A 16,231-nucleotide genomic window follows, 5' to 3' on the forward strand; every position below is an offset into this window, starting at 1 on the left:
AAAACCGATCAACTCCCCAACAACATTGCACTTATTATGCTACTGGAAAAAGAAACACGCGCGGAGCAATTCATAAGAAATGTATCGAACTGTTAACCAAGGCTCGATTGATCACTATGCCTAACCGTATTCATAGGTTATAGCTAATCGCCTGACCCACAAAGGTAAACAGCATATACATATAAGTATTGCTTCGTTAATCAGTGTTCCTAGGGTGCAGGGATGGCACAAGCGCCGACCAGGCGAGTGCTGGCCAGACCGGCGCGGGGTAGGTTATGGCAGTCCTGCTGGGTTATCGTTGGATTTTGGCGGGTCTGATACGGGCGGTCAAGGCGCGGAATGCCGTGTGGTCAGGCCTGACTTGGTTTGACTGGTGGTCGGTATCTCGAGTCGTCAAGGATGGTGCAGGTGAAGAAACCGTAGTCTGATATGTGGAAATAGGCGTCCTGGATTTGCTGTCCTGTGGCTGGACATGAGCTAATCTGGCCCGCAGATTGTAGGGGTCTGCCGGTTGTGCGTCAGCAGATGGGAGTCGGGAGACGCTCAGAATCGAGTCTGATTTGGCAATCCCGAACCAGCCTGTTTATGGCCGTGTACATGATGCCGATGCCGGTCTGGAAGAAGTAAACATATGTGTGGTGGGGGCGCGAGAGGGGTGTCGGCTCACTTGGGGATTGAGCCTTCAGTGACACTTGCCTCCGTGCGCCCCCTGTAAGCCGGGGCGGGAAGATTGATCCGCCACCCGGCTTGTCTTACTCGTGAGAAATGTTTGACAACTTGTGTTGTTCTCTCCTGTGGCGGCGTGATGCCAGGACCCCGCCCATGCCGGTCATGCCGGTGGCCAGGGCGAGCAGGATGCCCTCCCCTCCGGCGCGGGGAAGCACGCCTGCAGGCAGGTATGTGTAAGTCAAAGAGGTGTCGGTCAGGGTGCGCCCTGCACCGCCCATCGTGTAGGCGACGCTGACCGTGACCGGGCCAGGCAGGTGTTCGGGCGTGAGCACAGTGACGCTGTTGTTGCTTATATGGCTCAGGTTCGTGCCGGGGCTGGTATCGAAGGTAACGCCGCTGATCACCGGAGACAGGTTGAACATCACCGGCATGGGAGCCGGGCTCGGATTTCCTGCCTCAGGATTTCCAAGCTGGCCAGTATTGTTTCTACTCCATGCCAGTGCACGTCCGTTCGCGTCGACTGCAAAGGAGTGATAGTATCCACTGCTAATCTGCATGGCTTTCAGTCCTGTGCTTGCATTATTGGGTTCGAGCATCATCTGTTTGGGGGTAGGATTCGAAGTCCAACTGCCGATGCTGCCGTTGCCGAGCTGACCATATTCGTTGCTTCCCCATGTCCAGATGTTTCCGTTCTCGTCAATCGCCAGTGAATGATTGCCTCCACCGATGACTTGTTTGGCTTTCAGCCCTGTGCTTGCATCATTGGGATTAAGCAGTACCTGTCTGGGGATAGGATTCGGGTCGATGGTGCCCTTGTTGATGCTGTTGCCGAGTTCACCGTTATGGTTGAACCCCCATGCCCAGATATTTGTGTTCTCGTCAATCGCCAGCGAATGATTGCCCCCCGCACTCACTTGTTTGGCCTTCAGTCCTGTGCTTGCATCATTGGGATCGAGCAGCACCTGCATGGGAATAGGATTCGCCTTGTTTTCCATGCTGTTGTTGATGCTGTTGCCGATTTCGCCATGATAGTTGAACCCCCATGCCCAGACGCTTCCATCCTGATCAATCGCCAGCGAATGCGAGTCTCCGGCGCTGATTTGCATGGTTTTCAGTCCTGTGCTTGCATCATTGGGATCGAGCAGCACCTGCATGGGGATAGGATTCGGGTTGCTTGTGTTGCTGTTGATGATGCCGCCGAGCTGGCCTAGACCGTTCCATCCCCAACCATATTCGTATCCGTTACTACCAATAGCCAGAGAATAATCGTGTCCGGCGCTGACCTGTATGGCTTTCAGTCCTTTGCTCGCATCGTAGGGGCTGTTGGGATCGCACACGCGTACGGGAGCAGTCATATAGCCACCGCTGGTGTTATTGCCGAGCTGGCCAGCCCAGTTTAATCCCCAGGCGTACGTGTATCCGTCGCTGCCGATGGCCAGCGAGTGGTAGCCGCCTGCAGCGACCTGCACATAAGTGAAGTCGGTCGGCACTCCTGCAGGCTTTTTCACCATGACCGGCGTAGCCCGGTCGGCGGTCGTCCCGTCGCCAAGCTGCCCGTACTGGTTGCTTCCCCAGGCGTACGCGTTCCCGTCGCTGCCCACAGCCAAGGAAAAACCATAGGTATAGTCTTTTCCTCCGCTGATCTGGTTGAATCTGATGCCGCTGGTGCTGTCTGGTGGGGTGATGGTGGTGGTTTCGTGGCCGAGCTGGCTGCCCTTGTCTGGGTTGATTCTCCAGGAGGTGTTGGGGGTTTTGCTGGTCCATTTGGCGGTGAGGGTGAGGTTTTTTGTGACGGGCGTGCTGAAGTCGTAGGCGACTTCGCCAATGAACCATCCGTCGAACTGGTAGCCTTCGCGCACCGGGTCGGGGGCGGGTCGTTGGACCCTGCCGTAGGGGTAGGAGACTTGCTGGTCTCCTGGTTCGGGGTTTCCTCCGCCCGTGTTGAAGTGGATGGTGTAGCTGGTTTCGGTTTCGGTCCCCCTTAACAGGGTCTGGTCGACCGTGTAGGTGAGGCTTCTGGTGAAGGGCTGGCTGTCCTGACTGCCGGTGATGGTGATGATGGCTTGTCCGGGTTGGCGTGCGGGAACCTCCGTCTGCCAGGCGTCGCCGGTCTTGTCGGGTGTCAGTGGCTTGCCGTCCATGCTGGCTGATTCCAGGGTTGACTCGGAGATGGTGTCGCGCCTGACGGGCTTGCCGGGCCGGCCCTGCCCGTCCAGGCCCCACTGGTATAGGCCGCCCTGCCGGTCGACGGCGGTGATCCTGCTGCCGGCCTTGACAGCCTGCAAGTACTGCCGGCTCCCATCGTCCGCCCGGATGGGCTTGCTTCCCGGCTTCCAAGCCCAGATGTGGCCGTCTTTGTCAACGATCATGGTCTGTTCTTCGCCGCTGTTGATTCTGCCGATCTGCTCGCTGTTGGGCAGGCTGACGGCTGTGGGGCTGCTCTTGCCATAGGCCAGGTACCGGGCCTGTCCGTCCTCGTCCAGGAGGAGGAATCCCTGGTTGAGGGCCTGCGCCTGGACGGTGCGCGTGCCCGGGTCCTGCCTGACGGGTTCGGGTTTGACGTTGCCGGTGTTGCTCGTATTCCATGTCCAGGCTTGCCCGTCCGCGTCCACGATGAGGGCCTGGCTGCCGGAGGCTACGGCGGTGACGGCCTGCGCCTGTCCGGGCAGGATGGTTGTTTCCTGTTCGTCGGGTTTCGGGTTCGGATTCTGGCTGTCGGCATCGCTGGACTGGTAGGCGCGGACCTGTCCCTGTTGGTCCACGGCCAGGAGCCGGTCGTCGTTGATGCTGATGCTGGTGAACCCGGCATCCTGTCCGGTGTCGAGGAGCGTGGGTGTGGTCTGTTGGCTGGTCCAGGTGTAGATGTGTTGGTCTGATCCCAATGCGGCCTGCCGGCGGCTGCCTGCCGCGGCCTGCAGGTAACGGAACCCGGCGGGAGCCTGCGTGGGGGAGGGCACCTGTTCGGGAATGCTGTCCTGTGTCCAGGTGTGGATGCGGCCGTCCCCGGTCAGGCCGAGGATCTGCTCTCCTGCGTGGACGCTGGTGTAACAGGGTTCCTGCCTGTCGGGCGGGCTGATGGTCAGCCGGGCGCCGGAGGCGGGCCCGTGCTCCGGGCTCAGCCTCCAGTCCGTGGTCTTCGACCATTGGGCTTTCAAGGTTATGTCCTGCAGGACGGGGGTCCGGAAGTCATAGGGTTGGCCGTTGTATGTCCACCCGTCGAACCTGAAGCCCCCACGCTGTGGGTTTTCTTGTGGGGGAGTGGCGAGGGTGCCGGTTTCCACAGTTGATTGGGTAGGCCTGCTCGCGTTATCCGGGTCGAAGCGCACCACATGCGAAGTTTGATCAGCGGTATCGGATGGCTTGGCTGAAGCAGATCCTGTGTTGTCGGGTGTTCCCGTCGTCGATGATGGGGTTCCTGGGCTTGTTCTTGGGCTCAATGGTGTGGTGGTTTGTATTGGCGAGGGCGAGGGCAGGGGGGTGCTGGCTGCGCGGCCGGTGGGGATGCCGGAGGTGTGCTCAGCTACGCGAGGGGTATGGCGGCCCCCCTTGATGGATGGGGGAGCGTCCGCGTCGGCGGTCGCGGTGACCAGGCCTGCCAGCAGGCCCAGCAGGAGGATCGTCGTCGCCGAGGCGCGACGCAGTCGGGTACCCTGATGCATAGCCGACAACCTTTCGCCCACACCGGACACAGCCACTTCGAACATCCCCTGGAAGGTGCTGATGAATCTCTGCCTACAACGTCCCATCCGTCAGGAAGCCTTTCAGCCCCCACGCCAGCCGTACAAGCCATATCGAAACCCAGCCAACTCCCCAACACCACTACATTCATCATGCTACCCGAAAAAACAAGAGCACACGACGCCATTTGTGATATCAGATCCATATAGGTCAAGCCTGCTTCGGGCTCCGTGCCAGCACAGTGCTCCTGTTTACTGCCTCACTGAAGACAAAGCGAGCAAATATCGTACCGCAGCCCGTATTTCCCTCCCCTGAAGTCCCTGTCTGCCCGGCGATAGAATGGGCTGACAAATCAGGCGCGAGGGAAGCGACGGCTATAGTGACGACTTTGGACGATGTGGCCGGCGAGGCCGGGGTGTCGAGGATGACGGCATCCAATGCACTACGGGGCAAATCCTCGGTCAAGCCCGCTACGGCGCGTCGAGTGTTGGAGGCAGCGGAACGTCTGGGGTACCGACCCAATCTGGCGGCCCGGCGGCTCAGCTCGGGCAGGTCCGGAATCATCGGCTTCTCCACTGTGGAACTGGACCGTTCGCCCTTCTCGGCGGCCTTGGCGGCGGCGGTATCAGATCAGGCCGTGAGCATGGGGTATCAGACACTGATCCAGCAGACCAGGCAGATGGCCAGCTACGAGTCATCCATGGTGGCAGACATCGCCACACAATTCTGCGAAGGGACCATCCTGTCTGCGCCGGCCCTGTCCGCTGACTCTATTGCCGCGCTCAATCGGCGCTATCCCTTGGTGGTTTTCGACGGTCCTCAACTGGACCGGTCCGTGGACACCGTGCGCAGTCCTAACCGCAAGGGTGCCCAGGCGGCAGTGGAGCATCTGATAGACCATGGTTGCCGGCGGATTCTGGTTCTTGGAGCTTCCTACAAAGCCCCAGACCAACTGGTTCAGTCCAGCCTAGGGCAAGACCAGCGGCTCTTGGGGGCCATGCAGGCAGCACAAGTCCATGGAATTCGCCTAGGACCTGAAGATGTGGTCGACTGCGACTGGGAACAGGGCAGCGCGGATCAAGCCATGGCAGTACTGCTGGCTCGCCGCAGGAATTTTGACGGGGTCTTCGCCCTGACGGATGTGGTGGCCATCGGGGCTCTGCACGCGCTGGAGGAACATGGGGTGCGAGTGCCCGAGCAGGTGGCCCTGATCGGTTTCGACGGGCTGGAAGTGTCCCGCTTCCTCACACCCGCACTATCGACCATCCGCGTAGATACGGACCGGGTGGCGGCCGAGTGCCTGCGACTGCTCATGGCTCGGATGAAGGATCTACCCGGCAGACATCAGCCTGAGCAGGTGCACCTTCCCTTCACGCTGGTGGAGGCTGGTAGCACAGCCCAGTCTTGAACTCGTCAACCGCGAATCAGCGCCAGTGTCAGCAGGTCAGGGGTGGGACCTTCGTCTCCGGCTTGGACCTGTACCCTGACGGCCCGGTCGGGCAGGGCGTCCAATCCACGACCGGTCAGGGGGTAGCGGTCCAGTATTCTGCCGTTTTCCTGGCTTCTTACGGGCTCGCCCAATTCCAGGCCTTCCGTCCGTAAGGAGTAGGGTGCGGCGCTGTCCTGGTCCCGCATGGTCACCTCCAGCATTGTCGCTCCGCCGGTGGCATCTCGCAGACGGTATGAGAAGCAGCCCCCAGCCTGGGCGTGACGGGTGTTGATTCCCTCAATCAGCTCCTGCCGGTCATTCCTGCCCTGATACTCGTGGTCGATTTCGGACTGCTGGGATCCGCAGTCCACCCGGTCGCAGACCTGCAGCTCGTGGGCCTGTTCCTGTACATCGACTTCTTCCAGGGCCCGGTGAACACGGTCCTTATTGCCATCCTGCGCCCAAGGCAGGTAGACCGAGTATCGGGAGGCCTCGATAGAGGTGAAGGGGACAAGCAGCAGGCGTGAATCGGTCCACCCTTGTTTTCCGGTCTTGGGTCTGGAGACGGCCACCTCTATGGCGCCATCATCCTGGGGGTGGGGCAGCAGGAAGTCCTGGGGCGCTCCCTGGAGCACGGGCAGGTCGCCCAGCGGACGCAGGGGGCCGGAGGCGATGTGCCCGGCACGGGAGTCGTCAGCCTTCAGGCCAATCAGGTCGGCATCGTCGCTGCGGGCGGCCATGACCTTGACACCGCGCAGCAGGCTGACCCAGTCCGAACCGTCCGGCAGGGGCTCGGCAGTCACCCGAACCTGGTGGCTCAGCTCCAGGCTCACTTGGCCGGTCCAGGTCAGATGCAGGTGGTCGAAGCGGGGGCTGCCATCCGAACCGGACGTCGCTGGCTCGACGGTCATGTCCGCCTGGCCTTGCGCGATCCGGTACTCGGCGCCCTCCAGCCACCAGGGATGGCGTATGTAGAGGTCCAAGGTCTGCTGACTCTTGTCGCTGGCCTCCAGATCCAGACGGCCCAGGTTGGTGGCTCCAGGGCCGGGAGCGTAGGCCAGGCTGACCTGTAGTCCGCGCTGGAACCAGTCCAGGCTGGCGGGGATGAAGAGGTTGACCGCCAGGGACTCGGATTCCTGGCTGGATTTCTTTCCGGGCCGGCGCTCGAAAATCATGGCACCGTAGCGGGCGTGGTTTTCCAGGCCGGTGCCCACACAGCACCAGAAGGAGCGCTGGGCGCTGGAATAGACCCTATAGTGCCGGGGCCGCATGGGGGTGAAGTAGACGAAGCCATGCTCGCGGATGCCCACTGTGGAAACCAGATGGTTGACCAGGACCCGCTCATAGAAGTCCAGATAGCGGGCCTGTCCGGTGCGGTCGTAGAGGCGCAGGGCCAGCTTGGCCATGTTGTAGCTGTTGCAGGTCTCCAGGCCCTCGCGGGAGGTGACCATGGCCGAGAAGTCGTCCGGCGGATTGAAATGCTCGGAGATGGAGTGGGCCCCGATGGAGACCGTGCGCTTGTCTACCACCCCATGCCAGAAGGTGTCCACAGCTGTGCGGAAGGTCTCGTCTCCGGTAATCTCGGCCAGACGCTCGTAGCCCAGGACCTTGGGTATTTGCGTATTGGCGTGCAGGCCGGTCAGCTGGTCCTTGCCTGCGGCCAGCGGTTCGAAGAAGGGGCGGTCGGTCAGGCGACGGGCCTGGTGGAGATAGCGGTCCTTTCCGGTCAGCTGATAGAGGCGGGCGAAGGCCTCGTTCAGGCCCCCGTACTCGCAGGTCAGCATGGTTTGGAAATCCTGTTCGTCGATATTGTCCGCCAGGTCGCACCACCAGTCGGCCAGGCGCAGGACCATGACGCGGGCCATTTCGGAGGCGGCCTTGGTTTGGAAGGACTGCCAGCAATCCAGCAGGCCGGCGAAGAGCTTGTGCAGGTTGTAGAGGGGCACCCAGGCGCCCAGCAGATCGAAGGACTGGGCCTGAACGTGACCCTCCCGCAGGTTCCGGAAGAGTTCGGCGCTGTGAGGCATGCCGCCCAGGAAGCCGTCGCCCGAGGCCTCCTGGCACTCGAGCAGGCCGGTCAGCATGCGGGTGGCGCGCTCCAGGAAGGGCCAGGTTTGCAGACTCTGCCAGTAGGCCGCAAGTCCGGACAGGTAGTGGCCGCCGATGTGGCCGTCCAGACCCATGGATTCCCAGTTGGGGTATGGATCCGCCTTGGCAGGCAGACCTGCCTCACGCCGGTAGGGGGCCAAAAGACGATCGGGATCTAGGCTCAGCAGGTAGTCTGAGCCGGCCTGCTGTGCATCGGCGTAGATGCTTCCAGGGGTCAGTCGGACCTGGGATGGTGTGAAGTGGACGTCCGGTCCAGGATGGCTTTGCGTGGACTGGGATTGACGGCGTGCGCCGGTCATGGCTCCTCCTTGCAGTGCCGTTCGGACAGGCCTGCGGTGGCTGAGTCGTCGGCGTTGCTGTTGATAATTGTAGCGCTACATATATTGTAATGTCGCGGTTCCCCCAATGTTGTTCTGTCTGCGATGAGATGCTGTGCCGAAATGAAATCAGGCCGGTTCTGCGATAAGCACTGTTGTTGACATATGCAATGACTTTTCAACAGAATCACATGGAACAGGCAGCGCGGCTGAGGTGATGCGATGCCCATGCCCTTGTGGTGGAAGTATATGGGTGGCCCCATTGCGTTGGGGGAGTTGGGGCCACCCTTGTGGTCCGGGAGTGTGTTGGGGATAGTGATAACCCGGACCTGCTTACACGAGGGAAGTCTTTACTGTTGTCGGCTGAGGTTTTCCAGCCGGTGGCGTCTGGCTGCCGCGGCGCATGCGAAGGCTATCAGTCCTGCGATGAGCAGGGGAAGCAGGCCGCCTCCGCCGGCCCTAGGCAGCAGGCTGATGGAATTGTACCGATACATGTTGCTGGTGTCGGGGGTCTGGGCTGCTCCGTTCAGCCTCCAGTCGATGGTGACGGTTGACGTGCCGGGCATATGCGCCGGCGTGGTCGCCGTCCAGGTGCCATCGGGTTTCCTGATCAGGTTGGAGGCTTCCGCATTGTCGAACAGGACATGCGTGGGGATGCCTAGCTCGGGGAAGTCATCCTTGGCCGGGCTGACGGCCTGGGTGCTGCCGGTGTCGCGGCCAAGCTGACCGTTGGTGTTGTCTCCCCAGCTGTAGAGGTTGCCGTCAGATCCCAGGGCCAGGCAGTACGATGCTCCTGCGCTGGCCTGGGTGAAGGTGATGCCTGCTGGGGTATCCACCTTGTTGGGCCTATCCGACGGGGTTTTGCTGCTGTCACCCCAGGTATAGAGGCTGCCGTCGGAACCCAAGGCGATGGAATGCCCGTCTCCTGCGCTGGCCTGGGTGAAGGTGATGCCAGCAGGGGTGCCAACCTTGCCGGGCTTGTCTGTGGGGGTGTTGTTGGTGTCGCGACCCAGGCGTCCGTTGGCGGCGTACCCCCAGGTGTAGAGGCTGCCGTCGTCGCTTACGGCCACGGAGTGGCTTCCGCCTGCGCTGGCTTGGGTGAAGGTGACGCCTGTTGGGGTGTCTGCTTTGCCGGGCTTGTCTGCCGGAGTTTTGGTGGTGCTGCGCCCGAGCTCGCCGTGGTTGTTGTCTCCCCAGGTGTATATCGCGCCTTGCGTGTCCACGGCCACCGTGTGGTCCCAGCCTGCACTGACACTGGCGAAAGTGACGTCTGCTGGGGTGTTGGCTTTGCCGGGCTTGTCTGCGGGGTTGTCGCTGGTGGTGCTGCGCCCGAGTTCGCCGTGGATGTTGTTGCCCCAGGTGTAGATGTCGCCGTCCGAACTAGCAGCCACCACATATGATCCGCCTGCGCTCGCCTGGACGAAGGTGATGCCTGCCGGGGTCTCAACCTTGTTGGGCCTGTTGGCCGGGGTGCTGCTGGTGACAGTGCGTCCCAGCTGGCCTCGGCTGTTGTCTCCCCAGCTGTAAAGATTGCCGTCGGAGCCTAAGGCCACGGAGAATCCGTAGCCTGCGCTGACATAGACGAACTTGACGCCCGCAGGGGCATCCGCCTTGCCGGGACGGCTGTCCTGCTTGTCGGTGGTGTCGCGGCCCAGCTGCCCATGGCTGTCGTTGTCTCCCCAGGTGTAGAGGCTGCCGTCGGAGCCCACGGCCCCGGAATGGAGGTCTCCTGCATCGGCTTGGCTGAGCCGGATGCCGCGTTCCGGTGGCGGAGTCAGGGTGACGGTTTGACCACCGGTCTCAGGCCCGTTGTCCTTGTCGAGCTTCCACCTGTTGCTGTCGGCACTGCTCCAGTGGGCGGTCAGAGTCGCCTTATCGGTGACCGGCCTGCTGAAGTCATAGGCTGTGTCGCCGATGAACCAGCCGTCGAACAGGTGTTTATTCTTGGTTGGATCCTTGGCGGGGGGTTTCAGTCGGTTTCCCTCGGTCACGATTTGGAAACCGAACCCATTGCCACCGTCGGGGTCGAAAACGATGAGATAATTGCCTAGGTACCTGTAGGACAAGTGTGCGTCTGGACGCTCGCCGTTCATCCTCCAGGTGATGACTGTATCTACTCTGCCGTGGTCATGTGGGGGCGTGGTGACGCTCCAGGTGCCGTCCGAGTTGGGGTCGAGGTTGGTTCCGGGTGCCCCCCCGAAACTCACGTTAACGGGCTTGGGATCCTCGGGGAATGCGACCATGCCGGGGCTGCTGTCGTACTTGCCGCTGGTGGGGCGTCCCAATTCGCCATACTTGTTTTGGCCCCAGCTGTACAGGTTACCGTCGGAGCCAATGGCTAGGGAGTGGGAATAGCCGGCGCTGACCTCGGTGAATTGTGCGGCACCTGCTGGTGTAGGCACTTTGCCCGGCTTGACGTCGTATTTGGCTGACCCGGTGTCGCGGCCCAGCTGTTCGCAATCGTTTAGACCCCAGCTGTAGAGGTTGCCATCCGAACCCAAAGCCAGGGAATGTCTGTGCTCTGTGCTGACCTGGGTGAATTTCGTGACGCCTGCCGGCATGGTCACTTTGCGCGGCGTGCGGTCTTGCCTCGCCGGGGCGGTGTTGCGTCCTAGCTGGCCATATTCGTTCCATCCCCAGCTGTAGAGACTGCCGTCTGAGCTGGTGGCCAGGGATGTCCACTCTCCAGCCTTGATCCAAGTGAATTTCTTGACGCCTGCTGGCATGATCATCTTGCGCGGTGAACGGTCACGGAAGGGATATCCGCCGGCGTAGCGTCCCAGCTCGTCATAAGTGTTGTCGCCCCAGCTGTAAAGGTCACCGTCCGAGTCAAGAGCCATAGAGTAGAAGGTTCCTGCGCTGATTTGAGTGATTTTTGTGATGCCCTTCGGCAAGTTCACCTTGCCTGGCTTGACGTCGTATATGGCAGAACCCGTGTCACGTCCAAGTTCGCCGTACTTGTTTTGTCCCCAGCTGTAGAGGTTGCCGTCCGATCCCAGTGCAAGGGAATGCCATTTGCCTGCACATGCTTGGGTGAAGTGGACGCCGGCCGGTGGAGTGACCAGCCTCGGCTGATTGTCTATCTGGGGGTTGTCTTTTGGTGTCGTGCTGACAGTTTCGCGTCCCAGTTCTCCGTCAGCATTGTGCCCCCAGCTGTAGAGATTGCCGTCTGAACCGATGGCCAGGAAATGGGAGTAGCCTGTGCTGACCTGGGTGAAGTGGACGCCGGTCGGCGGGTTGACCAGGCTTGGCGTGCGCTTTTCGTCTTCAGGAGTCTCCAATTTGTAGTTGTTGTCTCCCCACCGGTAGAGGTTGCCGTCCGAGGCGATGGCCTGGGAGCCTTCTTCTTTTGCCGGGATGATGTGGCTGAAGCGTATGTCTGGTTTGGTGGGCGGGGTCAGGGTGATTTTGGCGTATCCTCTGGTCTTCCCGGAGGCGGGGGAGAGGCTCCAGGCGCTTGTGCCCTTGGTCCAGTGGGCGGTCAGGGTGAGGTCTGTGGTGACGGGCTGGGTGAAGTCGTAGGCCACCTTGGAGTCGCCGTTGGCGTCTTTGGCGAACCAGCCATCGAACAGGTAGCCGTCCCTGGTCGGGTCTTGTTCGGGACGGCTGGCCAAAGCACCGTCCTTGACGTTCTGGGAGTCGACGCTGCTGCCCTCGGCGCTGTCGAAGACGACCTGGTATGAAGTTGAACCTGGCTGAGCTCGGGTGGTGGTTGTGCTGACGGATGCGTCTGTTTGCTGGGCCGGGCTGATCGGATTTGCGATGGCATCGGCCGCAGTGAGCCCGCCGAAAATCATGCTGGCTGGAAGAATGACAATAACTTTCAAAATGTCTACAACAATGGCTGACCGGGAAGACTCGTCCGGATGGCACATGATCGCTACAAACCCCTTTCCCAAGGTAAGGCAATCCGATGATGAAAACCCCAAGTTTTTTCATCGGTCGCATGCCGGGCACGTTCCCGGTAGCTAGAAAGAACGCTAGCATGCAGGTTCGGGTCTTAAGGGGAGCAACACTCGGATAAAACGAGTAAAAAATATTATGTCAAGTTGGGATGCAGATATTTTCCTCTAGGCGCAGAGATAAAAATGAAAATGGGTGGCTCCATGATGTTGGGGGGGGCGGAGCCACCCATCATGGCCGGGCCGTTCTTGGGGTGCGGTTCGACCGCTTACTCGAGCGAAGCGAATTCGTGCCTGTGGCGTCCGGCTGCCAGGGCGCCGGCGGCGGCAAGCAGGCCTGAGGCGAGCAGGAGGAGCACTCCCGTCTTGCCTGTATGGGGCAGGATGCCTTTGAAGGTATAGCTGAGGTGGGTCGGGGTCTGGTTGGTGGTGCCCAGGGACCAGTCCACGATCACATCAGACAGTCCCGGATTGTGGGCTGGCGTGGCCAGGGTGACCGACCCGTCAGCGTTCTGCTGCAGGCTGCCGGCGGGTGTCTGGTCGAACCTGACACCGGTAATCAGCGGCGGCGGATATAGCGCCACCAGCGTCGGCGTAATGATCTTCGTGCCGTTGTTGCTGCCGGTGCCGAGTTGCCCACGGTAGTTGTATCCCCAGCTGTAGAGGTTGCCGTCCTGACCGATGGCCATGGAACAAGCCGATCCTGCGCTGATCCGCGCGACCGCGAAGCCCTTGCCTGCGTTGTCCTGGCCTGCGGGGGGTGACACTTGTGAGGGGACGAGCAGCTCGGAGGTGCCCTGGTTGCTGCCCAACTGATCAAAGGTGTTTTCTCCCCATCCCCAGGCTGTGCCGCTCTGGTCGATAGCCAGCGAATATGTGGCTCCGGCGATGATTTGGGCGGCCTGGAATGCCTGGCTGGCATCGGCAGGGTTTTTTACCTGCGTGGGTGTGGACCGGTCGGTCAGCGTGCCATCGCCGATCTGGCCCGATGTGTTCCTTCCCCATGCCCAGGCTGTGCCGTCCTGTCCGATGGCCAGCGCGTGGAGTTCGCCCACGCTGATCATCCTGGCCTTAAAGGTCTTGCTGGCGTTCTTGGGATCGGGCACGGGGGCTGGGTCGGCAGCATATACGGTGCTGTATTTTCCTGTGCTTTGGCCGTTGCCGAATTGTCCGTGGTTGTTGTATCCCCAGGTGTATACGTTGCCGTCGGCGTCCAGGGCCATGAGGAAGCTGTATCTTGCGCTTACCTGGACCGCCTTCAGCCCCTTGTCGGAGCCGCTGGGATCCTTGGCCAGGGCCGGTGTCAGTTTGGGCGCGCTATAGGTGTCCTGGTCGTTGGTTTCGCTGCCCCAGACGTAGACGCGCCCATTCAGGTCGATGGCTGCCGAATCGGTGAAGCCGGCGGTCACCTGGGTGGCCTTGAAGGGTTGTCCGTCTGGGCCCTTGACGGGCTGTGGCTTGGAGTGGTCTTGCCTGCTGCCGTCGCCAAGCTGGCCATATTGATTGTGTCCCCAGCTGTAGACGGTCTGGTCGGAGCCGATGGCCAGCACGTGGGTTCCGCCTGCGGCGACCTGCGTGTAGGTGAACCCGGTAGCTGCGCCGTCAGGCAGGGGGACCTTGGTCGGCGCGTACTGTGTGGCCGTCGTACTCGGATCCTGGCCCAGCTGCCCGTAGTCGTTGCCGCCCCAGGCGTAGGCATTCCCATCGCTGGTCACCCCTACAGAAAAACCGGCAAAATTATCGCTGGCGCTTATCTGGTTGAAACGGATGCCCCGGCTGGTTTTGGGCGGGGTGATGGTCACCTGCTGGCCGCCCTGGGCATCGCCATTATTCGGGCTGATTGCCCAGCTGCCGATGTCTACAGGGCTCCAATGGGCGGCCAGGGTGATGCTGCTGGTGACGGGCTGGCTGAAGTCATAAGCCACCTTGGATTCGCCTTTTGAGTCCTTGAGGAACCAGCCGTCGAACAGGAAGCCGTCTTTGGTCGGGTCTGCAATCGGGCGTGTGGCCTGCCTGCCTTCGGTGACGGACTGGGGTCCGGGCATGCCCGAGGGTGCTGTAGGGGAGTCACTGTCGGAAGAAAAAGTGACATGGTAGGTGTTCACGTATTGGTAGGTCAGGTGGGTGTCGGGCTGCTGGCCGTTCATGCCCCAGATGATGGTGACATCGGTCTTGCCTGCTGCATGCTGGGGCGTGGTGACGCTCCAGGTGCCGTTTGACTGGGCGTTGAGGTTGGTGCCGGGCGTCCCGCCGAAGCTGACGCTGACGGGTCTGGGATCCTCGGGGAATGTGACTGTGCCGGGGAGGGCGTCAGAACGACCAGTGGTCGTGCGTCCCAACTGGCTTCGGCTGTTGTCTCCCCAGCTGTAGAGGTTGCCGTCCGAGCCTAGGATCAGGGAGGAGGTATTTGCTGCGTTGATCTGGATGCAGCTGATGCCTGCCGGCAGGGATACTTTGCCCGGTACGGCATTTCTCAAGCTGTTGGCATCACGTCCCAGCTGGCCGAATTTGTTGCTCCCCCAGCTGTAGAGGTTGCCGTCCGAGCCTACGGCCAGGGTGTGTTGGTTTCCTGCGCCGAACTGGGTGAATCTCGTGACGCCTGCGGGCAGCGTCACTTTGCCTGGATCGATGTTTTGTGTGGGTGTGTCGGTATCTCGTCCCATCTGGCCGTAGCTGTTGTAACCCCAGCTGTAGAGGTTGCCGTCTGAGCCCATGGCCAGAGAACACCATCCCTGTGCGGCAATCGCGGTGTATTTCGTTACGCCTTTCGGCAGGATCACTTTGTTCGGCAGGGTTCCTGGCTGTTCGCTGTTGGTGTTGCGTCCGAGTTCGCCCTGAGTGTTGTCTCCCCAGCTGTAAATGTTGCCGTCCGAGCCCAGAGCCAGGGAATAGAAGGTTCCCCCGCTGATCTGGGTGCAGGTGATGCCTGTCGGCATTGACACTCTGCCTGGCGTGGCGTCGTAGGTCGCTGATCCCGTGTCGCGTCCCAACTGGCCTCGGCTGTTGTCTCCCCAGCTGTAGAGGTTGCCGTCCGAGCCGATGGCCAGGGATTGCGAGTATCCGGCGGTGAACTGGGTGAAGTGGACGCCGGTCGGCGGGGTGACCAGGCCCGGTCTGTCAGCTGGCGTGATGGTGGTGCTGCGTCCCAGCTGCCCGTTTTCGTTTAGTCCCCAGCTGTAGAGGTTGCCGTCCGAGCCCATGGCCAGGGAAAGGCTCATTCCTGCGCTGGTCTGGGTGAAGTGGACGCCGGTCGGCGGGGTGACCAGGCCTGGGGTGCCTTCTGGCGCCTTGCTCGGTGCGGTGGCTGGTATCTCATTGGTGTCACGTCCCAGACTTGCTTTGTTTTGTCCCCAGCTGTAGAGGTTGCCGTCCGAGCCCATCGCCAAGGTATGCCATAGACCCGAGCTGATGTGGCTGAATCGTACGCCGGGTTTGGCGGGTGGGACCAAGGTGATCTTGTCGCCTCCGGCGGCTGACCCGGAGGTGGGGGAGAGGCTCCAGGCACTGGTTCCCTTGGTCCAGTGGGCGGTGAGGGTGAGGTCTGCAGTGACGGGTTGGGTGAAGTCGTAGGCAAGATTGCCGGTGAACCAGCCGTCGAACAGGTAGCCGTCCCGGGTCGGGTCCTTGGCAGGCCGGCTGGCCAGTGCGCCGTCATCGACGTTTTGAGGGTCGATGCTGCTGCCGTCGGCGCTGTCGAAGGTGACGGTGTGCCTTGTTGAGCGTGCCTGGGGGCGGCTGTCAGGTGTTTGATCGTGTTCGGGTGTGGTGTTCAGTGGTGATGGTGTGGTGTTCAGTGGCGAGGGTGTTGGTGTCAATGGGGACCGGGGTGTCGTCGGCGTGGTCTGCAGCGTTGGCTGGCTTGTGTCGGTGTCGGTGTCGGTGTTGGTGTCGGTGTCGGCTGTGGCGAGGCTGCCCATGATCAGACTTGCGAGCAGGATGATGGCAAGCAGAAGGCTCGCGGCAATGCATGGCCGGGCAGAAGCATCCCTATGGTGCATGATGGCTGCGAACCCCTTTCCCCAAACAGGTGGCTCGATGATGAAAATCCCCAAGTCGCTTCACGAGACGTGTGCCGGGGACCATCCCGACAGCTGGATTGCAGTATATCATGCGCGGACGGGCAAGAG

General features: G+C 61.3%; 5 protein-coding genes. 1 reads left to right on the top strand and 4 read right to left on the bottom strand.

From position 1 onward, the window contains the following. Positions 1-752 precede the first annotated feature (752 nt). Complete coding sequence (locus H3T89_RS08565; protein WP_442859983.1) at positions 753-4,415, bottom strand: RCC1 domain-containing protein; 3,663 nt, start codon at positions 4,413-4,415, stop codon at positions 753-755. Positions 4,416-4,726: 311 nt separating this feature from the next. Here H3T89_RS08565 and H3T89_RS08570 point away from each other — a divergent pair, with 311 nt between their 5' ends. Beyond that, the gene (locus H3T89_RS08570; RefSeq protein WP_198216859.1) at positions 4,727-5,755 is read left to right on the top strand and encodes a LacI family DNA-binding transcriptional regulator; all 1,029 of its coding nucleotides are present in this window, start codon (positions 4,727-4,729) and stop codon (positions 5,753-5,755) included. Positions 5,756-5,760: 5 nt separating this feature from the next. Here the strand turns inward: H3T89_RS08570 and H3T89_RS08575 are convergent, their stop codons facing one another. The 3 genes from H3T89_RS08575 to H3T89_RS08585 form a co-directional block, all read right to left on the bottom strand. After that, positions 5,761-8,184, bottom strand: a complete 2,424-nt coding sequence (locus tag H3T89_RS08575; RefSeq protein WP_198216860.1) for a beta-L-arabinofuranosidase domain-containing protein — start codon at positions 8,182-8,184, stop codon at positions 5,761-5,763. 368 nt (positions 8,185-8,552) lie between these two features. Beyond that, a complete protein-coding gene (locus H3T89_RS08580; RefSeq protein WP_198216861.1) occupies positions 8,553-12,077 on the bottom strand; it encodes an RCC1 domain-containing protein in 3,525 nt (1,174 codons plus the stop codon). A gap of 296 nt (positions 12,078-12,373) precedes the next feature. Beyond that, positions 12,374-16,102, bottom strand: a complete 3,729-nt coding sequence (locus H3T89_RS08585) for an RCC1 domain-containing protein (protein WP_198216862.1) — start codon at positions 16,100-16,102, stop codon at positions 12,374-12,376. Between the last annotated feature and the right edge of the window lie 129 nt (positions 16,103-16,231).

The organism is Bifidobacterium sp. W8114, assembly GCF_016101165.1.
GTDB classification, from domain to species: Bacteria; Actinomycetota; Actinomycetes; order Actinomycetales; family Bifidobacteriaceae; genus Bombiscardovia; species Bombiscardovia asteroides.

Bases quoted from the DNA above. Each gene is read 5' to 3' on its own strand.
- H3T89_RS08580 (WP_198216861.1), bottom strand. From the start codon at position 12,077: ATGTGCCATCCGGACGAGTCTTCCCGGTCAGCCATTGTTGTAGACATT.
- H3T89_RS08575 (WP_198216860.1), bottom strand. From the start codon at position 8,184: ATGACCGGCGCACGCCGTCAATCCCAGTCCACGCAAAGCCATCCTGGA.
- H3T89_RS08585 (WP_198216862.1), bottom strand. From the start codon at position 16,102: ATGCACCATAGGGATGCTTCTGCCCGGCCATGCATTGCCGCGAGCCTT.
- H3T89_RS08565 (WP_442859983.1), bottom strand. From the start codon at position 4,415: ATGGGACGTTGTAGGCAGAGATTCATCAGCACCTTCCAGGGGATGTTC.